Origin of the sequence: Phreatobacter sp., assembly GCF_016793595.1 — a bacterium.
GTDB lineage: Bacteria > Pseudomonadota > Alphaproteobacteria > Rhizobiales > Phreatobacteraceae > Phreatobacter.
Window position 1 is genome coordinate 616,563 of sequence record NZ_JAEULY010000004.1, and the last position, 16,710, is coordinate 633,272.

15 protein-coding genes are annotated in these 16,710 nt (G+C 68.1%); all 15 read left to right on the plus strand.

Translation table 11 applies throughout. From position 1 onward, the window contains the following. The first annotated feature begins 110 nt into the window (after positions 1–110). From JNK84_RS07065 to JNK84_RS07135, 15 genes are read left to right on the plus strand one after another with little or no spacing between them, the layout of a single operon-like run. Positions 111–2,024, plus strand: a complete 1,914-nt coding sequence (locus JNK84_RS07065; protein ID WP_293422056.1) for an ABC transporter permease — start codon at positions 111–113, stop codon at positions 2,022–2,024. After that, positions 2,021–2,815, plus strand: coding sequence for an ABC transporter ATP-binding protein (locus JNK84_RS07070; protein ID WP_293422059.1), 795 nt, complete (start codon positions 2,021–2,023; stop codon positions 2,813–2,815). Before JNK84_RS07065 ends, JNK84_RS07070 begins: the two co-directional genes overlap by 4 nt. Further along, the gene (locus JNK84_RS07075; protein WP_293422062.1) at positions 2,815–3,543 is read left to right on the plus strand and encodes an ABC transporter ATP-binding protein; all 729 of its coding nucleotides are present in this window, start codon (positions 2,815–2,817) and stop codon (positions 3,541–3,543) included. Before JNK84_RS07070 ends, JNK84_RS07075 begins: the two co-directional genes overlap by 1 nt. A gap of 50 nt (positions 3,544–3,593) precedes the next feature. Further along, on the plus strand, positions 3,594–5,645 hold the full coding sequence (locus JNK84_RS07080; RefSeq protein WP_293422065.1) for a hydantoinase/oxoprolinase family protein: 2,052 nt from the start codon (positions 3,594–3,596) through the stop codon (positions 5,643–5,645). Further along, entirely contained in the window at positions 5,642–7,357 is a 1,716-nt protein-coding gene (locus JNK84_RS07085) for a hydantoinase B/oxoprolinase family protein (RefSeq protein ID WP_293422068.1), read from the plus strand. Before JNK84_RS07080 ends, JNK84_RS07085 begins: the two co-directional genes overlap by 4 nt. Then, positions 7,357–8,220 carry an FAD binding domain-containing protein gene (locus JNK84_RS07090; protein ID WP_293422071.1) on the plus strand — a complete coding sequence of 288 codons (864 nt, stop codon included), beginning with the start codon at positions 7,357–7,359 and terminating at the stop codon, positions 8,218–8,220. The genes JNK84_RS07085 and JNK84_RS07090 overlap by 1 nt, the downstream gene beginning before the upstream one ends. Continuing rightward, entirely contained in the window at positions 8,220–10,973 is a 2,754-nt protein-coding gene (locus tag JNK84_RS07095) for a molybdopterin-dependent oxidoreductase (RefSeq protein WP_293422074.1), read from the plus strand. Before JNK84_RS07090 ends, JNK84_RS07095 begins: the two co-directional genes overlap by 1 nt. Continuing rightward, on the plus strand, positions 10,970–12,478 hold the full coding sequence (locus JNK84_RS07100; protein WP_293422077.1) for a 6-hydroxynicotinate reductase: 1,509 nt from the start codon (positions 10,970–10,972) through the stop codon (positions 12,476–12,478). The genes JNK84_RS07095 and JNK84_RS07100 overlap by 4 nt, the downstream gene beginning before the upstream one ends. Continuing rightward, entirely contained in the window at positions 12,475–12,933 is a 459-nt protein-coding gene (locus tag JNK84_RS07105) for a MarR family winged helix-turn-helix transcriptional regulator (RefSeq protein ID WP_293422080.1), read from the plus strand. The genes JNK84_RS07100 and JNK84_RS07105 overlap by 4 nt, the downstream gene beginning before the upstream one ends. Before the next feature lie 3 nt (positions 12,934–12,936). After that, positions 12,937–13,803 carry a UPF0280 family protein gene (locus JNK84_RS07110; protein ID WP_293422083.1) on the plus strand — a complete coding sequence of 289 codons (867 nt, stop codon included), beginning with the start codon at positions 12,937–12,939 and terminating at the stop codon, positions 13,801–13,803. Next, on the plus strand, positions 13,800–14,381 hold the full coding sequence (locus JNK84_RS07115) for an amino acid synthesis family protein (RefSeq protein WP_293422086.1): 582 nt from the start codon (positions 13,800–13,802) through the stop codon (positions 14,379–14,381). Before JNK84_RS07110 ends, JNK84_RS07115 begins: the two co-directional genes overlap by 4 nt. Continuing rightward, a complete protein-coding gene (locus JNK84_RS07120; protein WP_293422089.1) occupies positions 14,381–14,842 on the plus strand; it encodes a GNAT family N-acetyltransferase in 462 nt (153 codons plus the stop codon). Before JNK84_RS07115 ends, JNK84_RS07120 begins: the two co-directional genes overlap by 1 nt. A 34-nt stretch (positions 14,843–14,876) precedes the next feature. Beyond that, positions 14,877–16,010 (plus strand): CaiB/BaiF CoA transferase family protein, encoded by a 1,134-nt coding sequence (locus JNK84_RS07125; RefSeq protein WP_293422092.1) that lies wholly within the window; start codon positions 14,877–14,879, stop codon positions 16,008–16,010. Between the two features lie 55 nt (positions 16,011–16,065). Next, entirely contained in the window at positions 16,066–16,323 is a 258-nt protein-coding gene (locus tag JNK84_RS07130; protein WP_293422095.1) for a type II toxin-antitoxin system Phd/YefM family antitoxin, read from the plus strand. Further along, the gene (locus JNK84_RS07135; protein WP_293422098.1) at positions 16,320–16,709 is read left to right on the plus strand and encodes a type II toxin-antitoxin system VapC family toxin; all 390 of its coding nucleotides are present in this window, start codon (positions 16,320–16,322) and stop codon (positions 16,707–16,709) included. Before JNK84_RS07130 ends, JNK84_RS07135 begins: the two co-directional genes overlap by 4 nt. The last annotated feature ends 1 nt before the right edge of the window (position 16,710 follow it).

Below are 16,710 nucleotides of genomic sequence, written 5' to 3' on the forward strand. Positions count from 1 at the left end.
CGCAATTCGCATGACACCGCCCGGAGCCAGCGCTCCGGGCGCCCTGCCACCAATCCGGGCGCGGTCCTGCCGCGACCCCGTTCAGATCGTTTGCGCCGAGAGACCTGTCCATGGACCTCTCCTTCCTCGTCATCCAGGCCCTGTCCGGCCTCGCCAGCGCTTCCGCGCTGTTCGTGATCGCGTCGGGCCTGACCATCGTCTTCGGCGTGACGCGGATCGTGAATTTCGCCCATGGCTCGTTCTACATGCTCGGCGCCTATATGGCGGTGACGATCCTGCCCTGGCTGTTCGAGTTCGACCGCTCGCCGACGCTGTTCTTCGTCGGCGTGATCGCTTCCGCCGCTGTCGTCGGCGTGCTCGGCGTCCTGATGGAAGTTCTCCTGCTCCGCCGCATCTACAAGGTGCCGGAACTGTTCCAGCTGCTCGCCACCTTCGGCGTCGTGCTCATCGTGCAGGACGTGGTGCTGAAGGTCTGGGGCCCGGTCGACATTACCGGCCCGCGTGCGCCGGGCCTGCGCCACGGCATCGAGATCTTCGGCCAGCGCTTTCCCGCCTATGAATTGTTCCTGATCTTCGTCGGCCCGGCCGTGCTCGGCGCGCTGATGCTGATCATGCACAAGACCCGCTTTGGCGTGCTGATCCGCGCCGCGACGCAGGACCGCGAGATGGTCGGCGCGCTCGGCGTCAACCAGGCCATGCTGTTCACCGGCACGCTATTCCTCGGCGCCTTCCTCGCCGGCCTTGGCGGCGCGTTGCAGGTGCCGCGCGTCGCGGCCAATACCGGCATGGACCTGTCGATCATCACCGAGGCCTTCGTCGTCACCGTGATCGGCGGCATGGGCTCTGTGCCGGGCGCCTTCGTCGCGGCCCTGATCATAGGCCTGCTTCAGGCCTTCGGCATCCTGATCTTCCCGAAAATCACGCTGGTTCTGGTTTTCCTGCTCATGGCCGTGGTTCTGGTGGTCAAGCCCTGGGGGCTGATGGGCAAGCCGGACGTTGCCGCCGGCCGCGCGATCCTGCCCGAGGGCATCCTCAACCTGAAGCGCTTCGGCGGGGTGGAGAAGCTGTTCTGGGCGGCGGTGGTCGTGCTGGTGCTGGCCATCCCCTTCATCGGTGATGCCTACAAGGTGAAGGTCGGCATCGAGATCATGGTCTTCGCCCTTGCCGCCTTCTCGCTGAATCTCCTCATCGGCAATGGCGGCATCGTCTCCTTCGGCCACGCCGCCTATTTCGGGGTCGGCGCCTATGCGGCGGGCCTGCTCGTCACCGGCCCGCTGAAATTGCCGATGGAGGCGGCGCTGGTCGCGGCGCCCATCGCCGGCGGTCTGGCAGCAGCCCTGTTCGGCTATTTCGTCGTGCGCCTGTCGGGCATCTATCTCGCCATGCTGACGCTGGCCTTCGCCCAGATCACCTATGCGATCTGCTTCCAGTGGGTGGAGGTGACCGGCGGCGACAACGGCGTGGTCGGCGTCTGGCCGTCGCGCTGGGCCTCCGCCCGCGAGGTCTATTTCTACGTGGTGGCTGTGTTCTCGATCCTCGCCATCGTCGCGCTGCGCCATCTGATCTACGCGCCCTTCGGCTATACGCTGCGCGCCGCGCGCGACAGCGCGAACCGGGCGGATGCCATCGGCATCGACGTGCGCACCCATCGCTGGCTCGCCTTCATCGTCGCAGGCGCCGCGGCGGGCCTTGCGGGCGGCCTCTATGCCTTCTCCAAGGGCTCGATCGACCCGACCATGATCTCGATCGGCATGTCGATCGACTTCCTGATGATGATCCTCACCGGCGGCATCCAGACCGTGATGGGCGCACTGGTCGGCGCGGCGGCCTTCCACTCGGTGAAGGACTTCTTCATGCCGCTGACCGATTTCTGGCGCTTCTTCCTGGGGTCGTCGATCATCCTGATCGTTCTGCTGTTCCCGCGCGGCATCGTCGGAGCGGTGGACACCTTCCGCGAGCGGTTCGGCGGCAGATTCGCCGGGGCCGACGCGAAGGCGCCGGTCCTTGCGAAGGAGGCGGCATGACCACCCCTCTCCTCGTCGTGGACAATCTCCAGAAGCGCTTCGGCGGCGTCGTCGCCGGCAAGGATGTGTCGTTCACGCTGGCAGCCGGCGAGATGCTCGCCATCATCGGCCCGAACGGCGCGGGCAAATCGACCACGTTCAACATGGTCGGCGGCCAGCTGAGGCCCGATTCCGGCACGGTCACCCTCGCCGGCGAGGACATCACCGGACGGCCGCCGCGCGACATCTGGCGCAAGGGCGTCGGACGCACCTTCCAGATCGCCCAGACCTTCGTGTCGATGAGCGTCGCGGAGAACGTCCAGATGGCGCTGATCTCCCATCACGGCGAGACCCGCGCGGTCGTGCCGATGGCGCGAACGCTGCACCGCGAGGCCGCCATCGCCATCCTCGCCCGCGTCGGCATGGCCGACATGGCGGACAGGCCGGTGAGCGAACTCGCCTATGGCGACGTCAAGCGCGTGGAACTGGCCATCGCGCTCGCCTCCGAGCCGAAGCTGCTGCTGATGGACGAGCCCACCGCCGGAATGGCGCCGAAGGAGCGCGCCGCGCTGATGCAGCTCACCGCCGACATTGCCAGGGAGCGCGGCATCGGCGTTCTGTTCACCGAGCACGACATGGACTCCGTCTTCGGCCATTCCGACCGCATCCTCGTCCTCGTGCGCGGCGAGATCATCGCAGCCGGCACGCCGGACGAGGTCCGCTCCAACCAGCGGGTGAAACAGGTCTATCTCGGCGAGACCGGCGCGCAGGCCGCCCTCAAGGCGCGCCGGCAGGCGGCGGGAGCTGCCTGATGCGCGCGCCCTCCTCCACCACCATCCTCGAAACCGCCGGTCTGAAGGCCGCCTATGGCCATGCGCAGGTGCTGTTCGGCGTCGATATCGCGCTGAAGGCCGGCGAGGTCGTCGCCCTCATGGGCCGCAACGGCGCCGGCAAGTCCACGACGCTGAAGGCGATCATGGGCCTCGTGCCGCCGAACGGTGGCAACGTCACCTTCGAGGGGCGCGATGTCACCGGCTGGCAGTCCTACCGCATCGCCCGGCTCGGCCTCGGCTATGTGCCGGAGGAGCGGCGCATCTTCACCGACCTGACCGTCTACGAGAATCTCGAGGTCGGCCGGAAAGCCGCCGCCGGAGCGGGCAAGGAGCCCTGGTCGCCGGAGCGGCTGTTCGCGATCTTCCCGAACCTCGCGGAGATGAAGGGCCGCAGGGCCTCCGCCATGTCGGGCGGCGAGCAGCAGATGCTGACCATCGCCCGCACGCTGATGGGCAATCCGCATGCGGTGCTGCTGGACGAGCCCTCGGAGGGCCTCGCACCCGTCATCGTCGAGCAGATGGCCGATGCGGTGCTCGCCATGAAGGCCGAGGGCATCGCCGTGCTGCTTTCGGAGCAGAACCTCTATTTCGCCTCCGCCGTGTCGGACCGCGCCTATGTCATCGAGAAGGGCACGATCCGCTACGAGGGGACGACGCAGGACCTCGAAGCCAATGACGAGATCCGCGAAGCCTATTTGAGCGTGTGAATGGCGGGAGGGACGCCGCTGCGCGCCCCGACCGTTCGTAGGCGAACGATATGGAGAATGATGTGAGGCGCGTCGCCGGCATCGATGTGGGTGGAACCTTCACCGACCTGCTCCTGACCGAGCAGGACGGCACGGGCGTCGCCGTGAAGCTCGCCAAGGTGCCGACCAGCATCGCCAATCAGGCGGTCGGCGTGGTGAAGGCCATCGAGGCCGCAGGCGTGAGCCCGGCGGACCTCGACCTGATCATCCACGGCACGACCGCGACCACCAATGCCGTGCTGGAGCGCAAGGTCGCCAAGGTCGGCCTGATCACGACGGACGGCTTCAGGGACATCCTCGAGCTCGGTCGCCGCACGCGCCCGCGCGCCTACGGGATGACCGGCACGTTCGAGCCTCTGATCGAGCGGCCGTTCCGGCGCGAGGTTCCTGAGCGCATGAACGCGCAAGGGCAGGTCGTGACGCCGCTGGACGAAGCCGCCGTGAAGCGCGAGGCCGAGGCGCTGGTGGCGGCCGGCTGCGAGGCGGTGGTGATCCACTTCCTCCACTCCTATGCCAATCCTGCCCACGAGACCCGCGCCGGCGAGATCGTCAAGGACATCTGGCCGAACGCCTATGTCACCCTCGGCCACCAATTGCTCTCCGAGTATCGCGAGTATGAGCGCGGCACGACCGCGAGCGTGAATGCGGCCGTGCAGCCGATCCTCGACCGCTACGTGCAGCGGCTACAGGGCGACCTCTCGGCCAAGGGCTTCCGCCGTGACCTCCTGGTGATGAACGGCAATGGCGGCACCGTGCCGGCGACGCTTGTCGCGCGCGAGGCCGCCAAGACCGTCATGTCCGGCCCCGCCTCCGGCGTCATGGCGGCGGCGGCGACGCTGGCGCAGTCGAACCTCACCAATGCCATCACCTATGACATGGGCGGCACCTCCACCGACGTCGCGCTGATCCATGGCGGCGTGCCGGAGGTCTCGGCGGAACTGACCATCGATTACGGCCTGCCGATCCACCTGCCGATGGTCGACGTGCGCACGGTCGGCGCCGGCGGCGGCTCCATCGCCTCGGTCAACACGGCGGGCATGCTGCAGGTCGGGCCACATTCGGCTGGCTCCGAGCCGGGGCCGATCTGTTACGGGCGCGGCGGCACGCGGCCGACCATTACCGACGCCAACCTGATCCTTGGCCGGCTCGATCCTGACCGGCTGACGGCCGTGCAGTCCAAGGTGTCGCTGGACGATATCCGCGCCATCTTCGAGCGCGACCTCGCCAGGCCCCTCGGCATGAGCGTCGAGGATGTCGCAGCCGCCGTCATCCGGCTCGGCAATGTCCACATGTCCGGCGCCATCCGCATGGTGTCGCTGTCGCGTGGCTACGACCCCCGCGATTTCGTGCTGTTCGCCTTCGGCGGGGCCGGTCCGCTCCATGCGGTGGCCCTCGCCCGCGAGCTCGGCATTCCCGAAGTGCTGGTGCCGGCGCGGCCCGGCCTCACCAATGCGCTGGGATGCCTCGTGGCGGATCTCCGGCAGGACCGAGTCAACACGGTCAACAAGCCGCTCGATCAGGTCGACATGGACGAGGTGAAACGCCTGATGACCGCCCAGCGCGACAGCGCGCTGGCCGTGGTCGAGGAGGAAAAGGCCGAGATCGAGGAAACCGTGGTCATCCACGGCGCGGACATGCAGTTCCGCGGCCAGACCCATCTCATCCGCGTGCCGCTCGCCTCGCCCGACGTGACGTGCGAGGACATTCAGGCGGCCTTCGAGAAAGCCTATTTCCATCGCTTCCAGGTGCGCCTGCCGGAAATCCGCGCCGTGCTGGTCAATCTCGTGACATCGGTGATCGGCCGCCGCCGCGCCTTCCCGCTCTCCGCGCTGCTCGCGAGCGCAGACCGCAAGGCGAGCGCCGCCGAGGCGGTCATCGGCGAGCGGCAGGTCCACGCGGACGGCCGCTGGTGGCCGGCGAAGGTCTATGCCCGCGATGCGCTGCCGATCGGTGCTTCGATCACCGGGCCCGCCGTGATCCAGCAGATCGACGCAACCACGGTGATCGAGCCGGGTGCGGTCGCGACCGTCGATGCCATTGGCAATCTGAGGGTGAAGGCATGAACCTCCATTCCCCGCCTCCCGCAGCAAAAGCCATCGACGCTCTCACCCTCGCGGTGATCCAGGCCGGCCTCCAACAGGTTTGCAACGAGATGGACATCGCCTTCTCGCGTTCGGCCTTCTCGCCGGTCATCGCGGAAGCGGACGACCGCGCCGACGGCATCTACGACCGCGACTCCGGCGCACTGATTTCGCAGGGCGAGTTTGGCCTGCCGGTCTTTGTCGGCACGATGCAGCACTCGACCGGCCACATCATCCGCCTGATCGGCGAGGGCCGCGCCGGCAAGCCGGAACCCGGCGACATCTACATCGTCAACGACCCCTATCTCGGCGGCACGCATCTGATGGACGTGCGCTTCGCCAAGCCGGTCTTCGTCGAGGGCCAATTGTTCTGCTGGCTGCAGAACACCGGCCACTGGCCGGATATCGGCGGCATGGTGCCCGGCGGCTTCTCGGCGCACGCGACCGAGGTCGAGCAGGAGGGCCTGCGGCTGCCGCCGGTGAAGCTGTTCAAGCGCGGCGAGATGGACGCGGAAATCTTCGCGATCATCTCCTCCAACATCCGCATCGCCGACCAGCGCATCGGCGACATCAAGGCGCAGGCGGCGGCGCTGCTGGTCGGCGAGACCCGGCTGATGGACCTCGTCACGAAATATGGGGCGGCAACACTGGACGAGGCCATCCGCCAGATCCGCGCACGCTCGGCGGAGCGGATGCGCGCGGAAATTCGCGCCGTTCCCGACGGCGTCTACAAGGCCGAGAGCTTCGTCGATTCCGACGGTGTCGTGAACGAGCCGCTGCGCATCGCGCTCACCGTCACCAAGGCGGGCGAGACGATGCAGTTCGACTTCTCGGAATCGTCCCCGCCCTGTCAGGGGCCGATGAACTCGGTTTTCGCCACCACCTGCTCGTCGGTCTATCTCGGCGTGAAGCACATCTTCCCCGACGTGCCGATCAATTCCGGCGCGTTCGAGCCGCTGACCATCCTGAAGCCCGAAGGCACCTTCCTCGACGCGCAATATCCCCGCCCCGTCTCGGGCTGCGCGGCGGAAGTGTCCCAGCGCATCGCGGAGGCGGTGTTCCTGGCGCTGGTGCAGGCGATCCCGGAGAAGGTGACGGCGGCGCCAGCCGGCACATCCGGCAATTTCGCGCTCGGCGGCTTCGATCCTGCAAGACAAGCCGGCTACGTCATGTACCAGATCACCGGCGGCGGCTATGGCGGCAATGCCGGCCATGACGGGCTGACCAACGGCTGCTCAACCATCGGCATCTCAAAAACAGCGCCGGTGGAGGTGATGGAGCAGTATTATCCCGTGCTGTTCCGCCGCTTCGCGCTGCGTGAGGGCTCGGGCGGCGCTGGCAAAGCGCGCGGCGGCTTTGGCGTCCACTACGAGGTGGAACTGCTGCGCGGCGAGGCGCGCGCCTCCTTCGTCATGGATCACGGCCGCTTCGGACCGCCGGGCGTGCTCGGCGGCAGGGACGGCGCGCCGAACGTCGTGAAAATCCATCGCGACGGCGAGACGACGATCCCCGAGCACCTCTCCAAGGATCAGGGGCTCCGCATCCGCGCCGGCGACCGCGTCGAGGTGATGACGCCCGGCGGCGGCGGCTATGGCGATCCCGCGAAGCGCGATGCGGCCGACATCGCCCGCGACCTGGCGCGCGGCTACTACACGGCGGCCGAAGCCGAGAAACTCTGGGGCCGGAGGAGCTGATGCGCTACTTCCGCCCGACCAACCTCGCCGAGGCGCTCGACATCCGCGCCGGCCACGACGTGACCGTGCTGGCCGGCGGCACCGACGTCTATCCGGTCCGCACGGCGCGACGCGCATGGGGCGACCCGACTCACAGGGACGTGCTCGATATCTCCGCGGTACCCGGCCTCAGAGGCATTGCCGAGGAGGCCGGCCGCTGGCGTCTCGGCGCGCTGACGACATGGACCGATCTCGCCCGCGCCGACCTTCCCGCCCTGTTCGACGGTTATGCCAAAGCGGCGCGCGAGGTGGGCGGCGCGCAGGTGCAGAATCTCGGCACGCTGGCCGGCAATATCATCACGGCTTCGCCAGCCGGCGACGGCATTCCGAACCTGCTCGCGCTCGACGCGGGGGTTGAGCTTGTCAGCAGATCCGGTACGCGCACCCTGCCCTTCGCGGCCTTCGCTACGGGCTACCGGCAGACGGCGCTGGGGTCCGACGAGATCGTCACCGCGATCCTCGTGCCGAAGCTCGAAAGCGCGCGCTCGACCTTCCTGAAGCTCGGCGCGCGCAAATATCTCGTCATCTCCATCGCCATGGTCTCGGCCGTCGTCGCCACCGATGTGGCGGGCCGGATCACCACGGCCCGCATCGCGGTGGGCGCCTGTTCGGCGGTGGCGCAGCGGCTCGGCACGCTGGAAGCGAAGCTCGCCGGCATGCCGCTGGAGGAAGCAGCCAGCCTCGTCAGCGCGACCGATCTGACAAGCCTCGCGCCTATCGACGACGTGCGTGCCACGGCCGCCTATCGCCTTGCGGCGGCGGAAGCGCTGGTGCGCGACGCGCTTGCCGACCTCGCCGCGACCGAAGCCCGGAGGGCCGCCTGATGCTCGACCGCCCGTCGCTCGCAACGCTGACCCTCACCGTCAACGGCACTGGCCATCAGGTGGCGGCTCAGCCCTTTGCCAGCCTCGCCGATACACTGCGCGAGGGGCTTGGACTGACCGGCACCAAGATCGGCTGCGACGCCGGCGATTGCGGCGCCTGCACGGTGCTGATCGACGGCGAGCAGGCCTGCGCCTGCCTCATCTCGACGGCGCAGGCCGAGGGACGCGCCGTCACGACGATCGAGGCCGAGCACCCGCTGGTCGACAGGCTGCGCTCCGCCTTCCTCGCCCATGGCGCGGCCCAGTGCGGCATCTGCACGCCCGGCATGATCATGGCCGCGACCGACCTGCTCAGCCGCAATGCCGCGCCGACACGACAGGAGATCGAGGACGGCATCGGCGGCGTGCTCTGCCGCTGCACCGGCTACGCGAAGATCATCGAGGCCATTCAGGATGTGGCACGCGGCACCAATGCCCTCGCCCCTGTTGCCGATGCGGGCTGCGCGGTGGGCAGCCGCATCGCCCGTGCCGATGGCCTGCCGAAGGTGCAGGGCACCGACAGGTTCGGCGCGGATTTCGCCCCCGCCGATGCGCTGTGGCTGCGCGCCGTGCGCTCGCCGCATGCGAAGGCCCGCTTCACGCTCGGCGATCTCGATGCCTTCAGGGCAGCGCATCCGGGGCTCGAAGCCATTCTCGCGGCGAAGGATATTCCCGGCGAGAACTCCTTCGGCATTTTCCCGACCATCAAGGATCAGCCGGTTTTGGCGCCGGGCTTCGTGCGCTATCGCGGCGAGGCGGTGCTGGCGCTCGTCGGCACGCGCGAGGCAGTCGAGAGCGTGCGCGATGCCGCTCTGCCGATCCAGTGGACCATCGACCCACCGCTGATCGGCGTCGAGGCGGGCCTTGCGCCCGGCGCGCCGCCGCTCCATCCGAACATTCCCGACAACGTGCTGACGCGCGGCTATCTCGAATGCGGCGACGTTGCCGGAGGCCATCGTCTCGGCGCGGCGACGGCCGAGGGGCGGTTCCGCACCGGCTTCGTCGAACACGCCTATATCGAGCCCGAGGCGGGTTATGCCGTAAGGATCGGTGATCGCATCGAGGTCACCGCCTGCACGCAGGCCGCCGTCATGGATCAGGAGGAAGTCGCACGCGTCGTCGGCGTGCCGATGCGCCAAGTCCGCATCGTGCCGACCGCCTGCGGCGGCGGCTTCGGCGGCAAGCTGGACGTTTCCATTCAGCCGCTGATCGCGGCGGCCGCCTGGCTCCTGAACAGGCCCGTGCGCATCGTCTATTCGCGCACCGAGAGCATGGCCTCGACCACCAAGCGCCATCCCTCGAAAATCCACGCGCGGATGTCGGCGGACGCGGAGGGCCGTTTCACCGCCTACGAGATGACCGGCGACTTCAACACCGGCGCCTACGCCTCGTGGGGGCCGACGGTCGCGAACCGCGTGCCGGTTCACGCGACCGGCCCCTACAAGGTGCCGCACGTGCTGAACAAGACGCGCGCCGTGCACACCAACGAGGTGCCGGCCGGCGCCTTCCGCGGCTTCGGCGTGCCGCAGGCGGCGATCGCCGGCGAGACGCTGATCGACGATCTCGCGGAACGCCTGAACATCGACCGCTGGCAGATCCGCCGGATCAACGCCATCGACCATGGTGACGCGACACCGACCGGCCAGATTCTCCACGCCTCCGCCGGCCTGCCGCAATGCCTCGACGCGGTGAAGGCGGACTACGACGCGATGATGGCTGCCGCAGACGCACACAACGCTCGGGGCGGGCGTATCGCTCGCGGCGTTGGTGTCGCCTGCATGTGGTACGGCTGCGGCAACACCTCCATGTCGAACCCTTCGCGCATGCGGATCACGCTGACGCGGGACGGGCGGCTGACCTTCCTCAACGGCGCGGTCGATATCGGCCAAGGGTCGTCCACCGTGCTCTTGCAGATCGCGGCGGATGCGCTGGGACTGCCGACGACGCAGTTCGATTTCGTCGTCGGCGACACAGACCGCACCTACGACGCCGGCAAGACCTCGGCCTCGCGCCAGACCTTCGTCTCGGGCAATGCCTCGAAGCTCGCGGGGCTGGACCTGCGCGCGAAAATCCTCGCGCTCGCCAATGCCGGGCCGCAGGCGAAACTGAAGCTCGCCGGCGCGACGCTGTCGGTCGTCGACGGCGATGCCAGCCGCGTGATCGACCTCGCCGCTCTCGTCGCTGACGATGCCGGCATCGTGCTCGCGGGCGAGGGCCAGTACGACCCGCCGACCACCGTGCTGGACGCCAAGGGCCAGGGCATCCCCTACGCCACCTACGGTTTCGCCACGCAGGTCGCGGAGGTTGAGATCGACCGCCTGCTCGGCACGATCAAGGTGAAGCGCATCGTCGCCGCCCACGATGTCGGCCGCGCCATCAACCCGACGCTGACCGAAGGCCAGATCCACGGCGGCATCGCTCAGGGGCTCGGCCTCGCGCTGATGGAGGAATACATCCCCGGCCGCACCGAGAACCTGCACGACTATCTGATCCCCACCGCCGGCGACATGCCGGAGATCGACATCCACCTGATCGAGGATACCGAGCCGGAGGGGCCGTTCGGCGCGAAGGGCGTGGGGGAACCGGCGCTGGTTGCGACCGCGCCGGCCATCCTCGGCGCGATCCGGCATGCCGTCGGCGTGCGCATGACCGAAGTGCCCGTGCTGCCGCACAAGCTCTGGGAAGCGATGCAGACGAAGGAGGCCGCGGAATGACCGCCACCGACCATCTCTCCCTCGAAGCGCGCTCGAAGAAGTTCGGCGCCGACGAGGGCGACGGCATCCTGCGCTGCGACGCCTGCCCGGTGCTCTGCCGCATCCGTCCAGGCCGCTCGGGCGCCTGCTCGCGCTATGCCAACGAGAACGGCCAGCTCGTGCGCACCGACCCCGTCGTGCTGCTGGCCAAGGCGGTGGAAGACGGTGGCAAGCTGGTCGAATTCGGCCGCAACGACTGGGACGGGCAGGTGCTCGATCCCTCGCGCACCTTCGTCACCGCCATCGGCGCGGGCACCACCTATCCCGACTACAAGCCCGCACCCTTCATCGTCTCGGCTGTCCATGAGGGCGTCGACACGGTGACCGTCGTGACCGAGGGCATCTTCAGCTATTGCGGCGTCAAGGTGAAGATCGACACCGACCGCCACCTCGGGCCGGAGGCAGCGCCCATCCGCGTCAACGGCGAGCAGGTCGGCCATGTGACGACCGCCGAATATGGCAGCCAGATGCTCTCCGTCGGCGGCGTGAGGCACCTTACTGGCGGCTCCAAGAAGGAGGGCAACGTCACCTGCGACACCATGCTCAAGCTCTGCGCGGGCGAGCCGGTGACCATGACCATCGACGGCGGCCACGAAGTCATCGTACAGGCCGATGCCGCCCCCATCGTGGACGGCAAGCCCGAGAGCCGAATGCGCGTCGGCTGCGGCTCGGCCACCGTCGGCATCTTCGCCAAGCAGTGGCTCGGCCATGTCGACGAGGTGATCGTGGTGGACGACCACATTACCGGCGTCCTGACCGAGCATCAGGCGGGCCGCGTGCTCGACATGAAGCAGGCGGGCATCCGCGTGCGCGGGCGCAAGTCCACCCCCGGCCGCTATTTCCAGGTCGCCAATCCCGGCATCGGCTGGGGCGGCACGGATATCGAGGACCCGCTGTCGATCATCCAGAAGATCGATCCGGAGACGGCGTGGCCGGGCCTGCGCCTCCTCATGACCTCCACCACCGGCGAGCATTTCCTCTACTGCGTGCTGGACGAGAATCTCGTGCCCCAGCCCACGCCGATCCCCGATCCTGTGATGAAGGTCGTGGACCGCATCGGCGAGAACTGCGAACCCTCGCTCTGCACCGTGCTGTTCATGGCCGGTGCGGGCGGTTCGCTCAGGGCCGGCGTCACCGAAAATCCGGTTCTGCTGACGCGCTCCGTGGCGAAGGGCGAGACGCGCGTCACCATGGGCGGCGCGCCGGTCTATCTCTGGCCGGGTGGCGGCATCACGGTCATGGCCGATGTCACGCGCCTGCCAAAAAACGCCTTCGGCTACGTGCCGACCCCCGCCCTTGTCGCGCCGATCGAGTTCACCCTGCCCCGCGCGCTTTACGAGCGGCTCGGCGGCCATATGGAGGATGTCGTGGCCATCGACGACATCCTGCGCGATGTGGCCCCGCAGGCGCGCATCGACGGCTGGCACGGCGGCAATCCCTGGCCCTTCCCGGAGAAGCGTGCATGACGGCAAAGCGCGCGAAACAGCCGGCCGGCGACCTGTCCGGCAAGGCTTATGTCCTCGAGGACCAGATCGGCTTCCTGATCCGGCGCGCCCACCAGCGCGCCAGCGCCATTTTCGAGCAGGTCATGGACGGCATGGACGTGACCCCGGTGCAATATGCCGCGCTCGCCAAGCTCCACGATCTCGGGCCGACCTCGCAGAACCAGCTGGGCCGCATGGTCGGCATCGACCCGGCCACCATGTTCGGCGTCGCCGGCCGCCTGTCGAAGCGCGGGCTGGTCTCGCCGTCGGTCGACCCGAACGATGCCCGGTTGGTCCTTTTGACCTTGACCGAAAGCGGCCACGCCACCGTCGAGGCCATGAAATCGCTCGGGCCGGAAGTGACCCGCCGAACCCTCGACCCCCTGTCCGCCGGCGAGGCGGCGCAGCTTCTCGACCTGCTCGGCAGGATCGGCTGAGCCATGTGGGATGCGCCCGTCGTGCAGCGCCTCGACGGCGACAGGCTGCATCTCCAGCACGGCCCCATCGACGTGGTTCTGCGCGCCTGGGGCGCGGCGAACGCGGTGCGCGATGCCTATCAGGCGGCCATCGCGCGGTTCGGCGCCATCCTTCCGGAGCTCGCCGGCGAGCTCACGGAATTGCGCAGGCCGATGAGCGAGCGCCCGCACGTCGAGACGCCGGTGGCGAAGCGCATGGTCAATGCCTGCCGGCCTTATGCCGGCCTCTTCGTCACGCCCATGGCGGCGGTGGCGGGCGCGGTCGCCGACGAGCTCATGGAGACGATGGTCGAGGCCGCGCCGCTCGACCGCGCCTTCGTCAACGATGGCGGCGACATTGCGATCCACCTGACCGAGGGCGAGACCATGGAGATCGCGGTGGCGGCCGACTTCTCGCGCGGCGCCATTCCCGCGCTGAACGGCCGCATCACGCTGCGCGACACGGACGGCATTGGCGGCATCGCGACGTCGGGGGCGCAGGGACGATCCTTCTCGCTCGGCATCGCAGATTCGGTGACGATCCTCGCGCGCGACGCCGCCTCGGCCGATGTCGCCGCGACGCTGGTGGCCAATGCCGTCAATATCGACGACCCCGCCATCACGCGACGCGCGGCGCACGAGCTTGATCCCGACAGCGACCTCGGCGGCCTCATGGTGACGACCGGCGTCGGGCCATTGACGTCCGCGAGGATCGCCGAAGCGCTGGAAGCCGGGCGCGCCTGCGCCGAACAGTTCCGCCGGCGCGGCCTCATTCGCGACGCCGCGCTCGCCCTCAAGGGTGAGATGGTGACGCTTGGACAATTCAGAAGTCTCAGGGAGATGAAACCATGACCATCGATGTCAGGAAGATCGTCGTCGGCGTAGAGGAAGTCCGCCACGACGGCGGGCCGAAGCTGGCAAGGCCGATCCTCAAGGGCTGGGTGGCGGCGATCCTGAAGAACCCCTTTGCCGGCCGCTATGTCGAGGACATCCAGCCGTTCATGGACGAGTTGAAGCCGCTCGGCCTCGAATGCTCCACGAAACTGCTCAAGGCGCTCGGCGGCGACGCCAACGCCATCGAAGCCTACGGCAAGGGCTCCATCATCGGCGCGGCCGGCGAACTGGAGCACGGCGCGCTCTGGCATGTTCCCGGCGGCTACGCCATGCGCGAACTGCTCGGCGAGGCGCTCGCCATCGTGCCGTCCATGACCAAGGTCGGCCCCATGGGCGCCATCCTCGACGTGCCGACCCATCACCGGACCGCGGCCTATGTGCGCTCGCATTTCGACGGCGTGACGCTGATGGTGCAGGATTCGCCGAAGCCCGACGAAATCCTGTTCGCTCTCGCCATGACCACGGGCGGCCGCCCGCACCCGCGCATGGGCGGACTAACGCAGGATCAGATTTCCAGGCGCGACGGGCAGAGGTGATGGTCGCAGGCGTCGTCATCGGCGCCGAAACGCCGCTTCAGCCCGACATCCAACGGCTCATCGCGGCTTCGGACGACTTTTCGGCATCGCTCTATCCGGCTGAGGGGCGGCATCCCGTCGACGTCGCCCGCCTTGCCGCGCCGGACGTGCGTTTCCTCGTGGCGCGACGGGACGGCGTCGCCGTCGGCTGCATCGCCGTTCTGGTCGCACCGCCTGCCGGAGAGATCAAGCGGCTGTTCGTCGCATCCGAGGCGCGAGGCCTGAAGCTCGGCGCGGCGCTGCTCGCGGCGATCGAGGCGGAGGCCCGCCGGGAAAGGCTTTCGGTGCTCCGCCTGGAGACGGGTCCGCGCAATGCGAGCGCCCTCGCGCTCTATACCGCCGGCGGCTATCAGCCCTGCGGACCCTTCCCGCCCTATGGACCAAGCCCGCACAGCATCTTTATGGAGAAGCCACTGACCTGAAACCCTCGCCGCTCGGGCGGCCGGAGCCGACGACATGTCCTCGCAAACCGACCTTTCCGGCCTGCTGGTCGTCTCCGTCGAACAGGCCGTCGCTGCGCCCTATGCCGCCTCGCGGCTCGCCGATGCCGGCGCGCGCGTCATCAAGATCGAGCGCGAGGAGGGCGACTTCGCCCGCCGCTACGACAATGCGGTGGATGGCGAGAGCGCCTATTTCGTCTGGCTGAACCGCGGCAAGGAATCCGTCGTCCTCGACCTCAAGGAGGCCGGCGACCAGGCCCTGCTCGCCGCCATGGTCGCCAAGGCCGATGTGTTCATCCAGAACCTTGCGCCGGGTGCGCTGAAACGCATCGGCTTCGACCCCGAGGAACTGCGCCGCAAGCATCCGCGCCTCATCACCTGCTCGATCTCGGGCTATGGCGAGGAAGGCCCCTGGCAGCACCTCAAAGCCTATGACCTGCTGGTGCAGGCGGAGTCCGGTCTCTCCGAGATCACGGGGGAAGGCGACAGCCGCGCGCGCGTCGGTGTCTCCGTCTGCGACATCGCCGCTGGCATGACCGCCTATCAGGCGATCCTGCAGGCGCTGATCGGCCGGTCGATTACCGGCGAGGGCCGGCATATCGCGGTGTCGCTGTTCCACGCGCTCGCCGACTGGATGAACGTGCCCTACCTGCAATACGCCTATGGCGGCATCTATCCGCAGCGGTCCGGCCTCAACCACCCGACCATCGCGCCCTACGGCGCCTATCCCTGCGCCGACGGCAAGGCGGTCCTGTTCTCGATCCAGAACGAGCGCGAATGGGCCTCGCTCTGCGAGAACGTGCTGGGCGACAGCGCCATCGCCGCTGATCCTCGCTTCGACGCCAATGTGAAGCGGGTGGCGAACCGCGCCGCGCTCGACACGATCATCCTCGGCGTCTTCGCGCGCGAGCCGCGCGAGGCGATCATCGAGAAGCTGGAAAAGGCCAGGGTCGCCTATGGCCGGGTGTCGTCGCTGGACGACCTGAAGGCGCATCCGCAGAACCGCTACATGGAGGTCGACACGCCCGCCGGCCGCAAGCGGCTCCTGACGCCGGGCGCGCTGCACGACGGCGCGATCCCGCAATTCGGCCCGGTGCCGGCACTCGGCGAGCACACGGCGGCGGTGAAGCGGGAATTTGAATTGGCCTGATGGGCATTGATATGGACCATTAATTGGTCTATTTTTCGATACCGAGGAGGGCGGAATGAAAGTCTCCGTCAGCGAGGCCAAGGGGCAACTGACTGATCTCGTCCGCCGCGCCGAAGCCGGCGAAGAGGTCATTCTGACGCGCCACGGGCACCCTGCCGTTCGGCTTTTGCCCGTGCAGGAGCGCCCTGACCGCGCGCGCCGCCGCGCTGTCCTGAACTCGGTTAGAGCTATGGCCATTGCCAAGGCCGCTGCCGGGTCTTCCGCTGCGCGAAGCCAGGACTTTCTCTACGGCGACGACGGCATGCCTGAATGATGGTGGTCGATACCTCCGCGCTGATGGCGATCGCGCTGAACGAACCCGCGGCGAACGCCTGCTCAGCAGCTCTTGAGCACAGCGATGACTGCCTGATCTCGGCAGCGACCGTGGCGGAAGCCATGATCGTTGCCGCACGCAGGAATGTCACCGACGAGATGGAGGCGTTGATCGGCGAGCTCGGTATTGAAGTCGTTCCAGTCAGCGTTGCGACGGCACGCGCTGTCGCAGCAGCGTACGGTCAATGGGGCAAGGGCGTTCACCCGGCTGGACTGAATTTCGGCGACTGCTTCGCTTATGCCCTGGCTCGGGAGCGAGGCTGCCCACTATTGTTCGTCGGCGACGACTTCAGCCGAACGGACATCATATCTGCGCTCGTCGGCTGAG

Coding starts and splice junctions, on each gene's coding strand:
- JNK84_RS07120 (WP_293422089.1), top strand. CDS start 14,381: ATGGTCGCAGGCGTCGTCATCGGCGCCGAAACGCCGCTTCAGCCCGAC.
- JNK84_RS07070 (WP_293422059.1), top strand. CDS start 2,021: ATGACCACCCCTCTCCTCGTCGTGGACAATCTCCAGAAGCGCTTCGGC.
- JNK84_RS07090 (WP_293422071.1), top strand. CDS start 7,357: ATGCGCTACTTCCGCCCGACCAACCTCGCCGAGGCGCTCGACATCCGC.
- JNK84_RS07115 (WP_293422086.1), top strand. CDS start 13,800: ATGACCATCGATGTCAGGAAGATCGTCGTCGGCGTAGAGGAAGTCCGC.
- JNK84_RS07125 (WP_293422092.1), top strand. CDS start 14,877: ATGTCCTCGCAAACCGACCTTTCCGGCCTGCTGGTCGTCTCCGTCGAA.
- JNK84_RS07105 (WP_293422080.1), top strand. CDS start 12,475: ATGACGGCAAAGCGCGCGAAACAGCCGGCCGGCGACCTGTCCGGCAAG.
- JNK84_RS07110 (WP_293422083.1), top strand. CDS start 12,937: ATGTGGGATGCGCCCGTCGTGCAGCGCCTCGACGGCGACAGGCTGCAT.
- JNK84_RS07065 (WP_293422056.1), top strand. CDS start 111: ATGGACCTCTCCTTCCTCGTCATCCAGGCCCTGTCCGGCCTCGCCAGC.
- JNK84_RS07135 (WP_293422098.1), top strand. CDS start 16,320: ATGATGGTGGTCGATACCTCCGCGCTGATGGCGATCGCGCTGAACGAA.
- JNK84_RS07130 (WP_293422095.1), top strand. CDS start 16,066: ATGAAAGTCTCCGTCAGCGAGGCCAAGGGGCAACTGACTGATCTCGTC.
- JNK84_RS07100 (WP_293422077.1), top strand. CDS start 10,970: ATGACCGCCACCGACCATCTCTCCCTCGAAGCGCGCTCGAAGAAGTTC.
- JNK84_RS07075 (WP_293422062.1), top strand. CDS start 2,815: ATGCGCGCGCCCTCCTCCACCACCATCCTCGAAACCGCCGGTCTGAAG.
- JNK84_RS07095 (WP_293422074.1), top strand. CDS start 8,220: ATGCTCGACCGCCCGTCGCTCGCAACGCTGACCCTCACCGTCAACGGC.
- JNK84_RS07085 (WP_293422068.1), top strand. CDS start 5,642: ATGAACCTCCATTCCCCGCCTCCCGCAGCAAAAGCCATCGACGCTCTC.
- JNK84_RS07080 (WP_293422065.1), top strand. CDS start 3,594: ATGGAGAATGATGTGAGGCGCGTCGCCGGCATCGATGTGGGTGGAACC.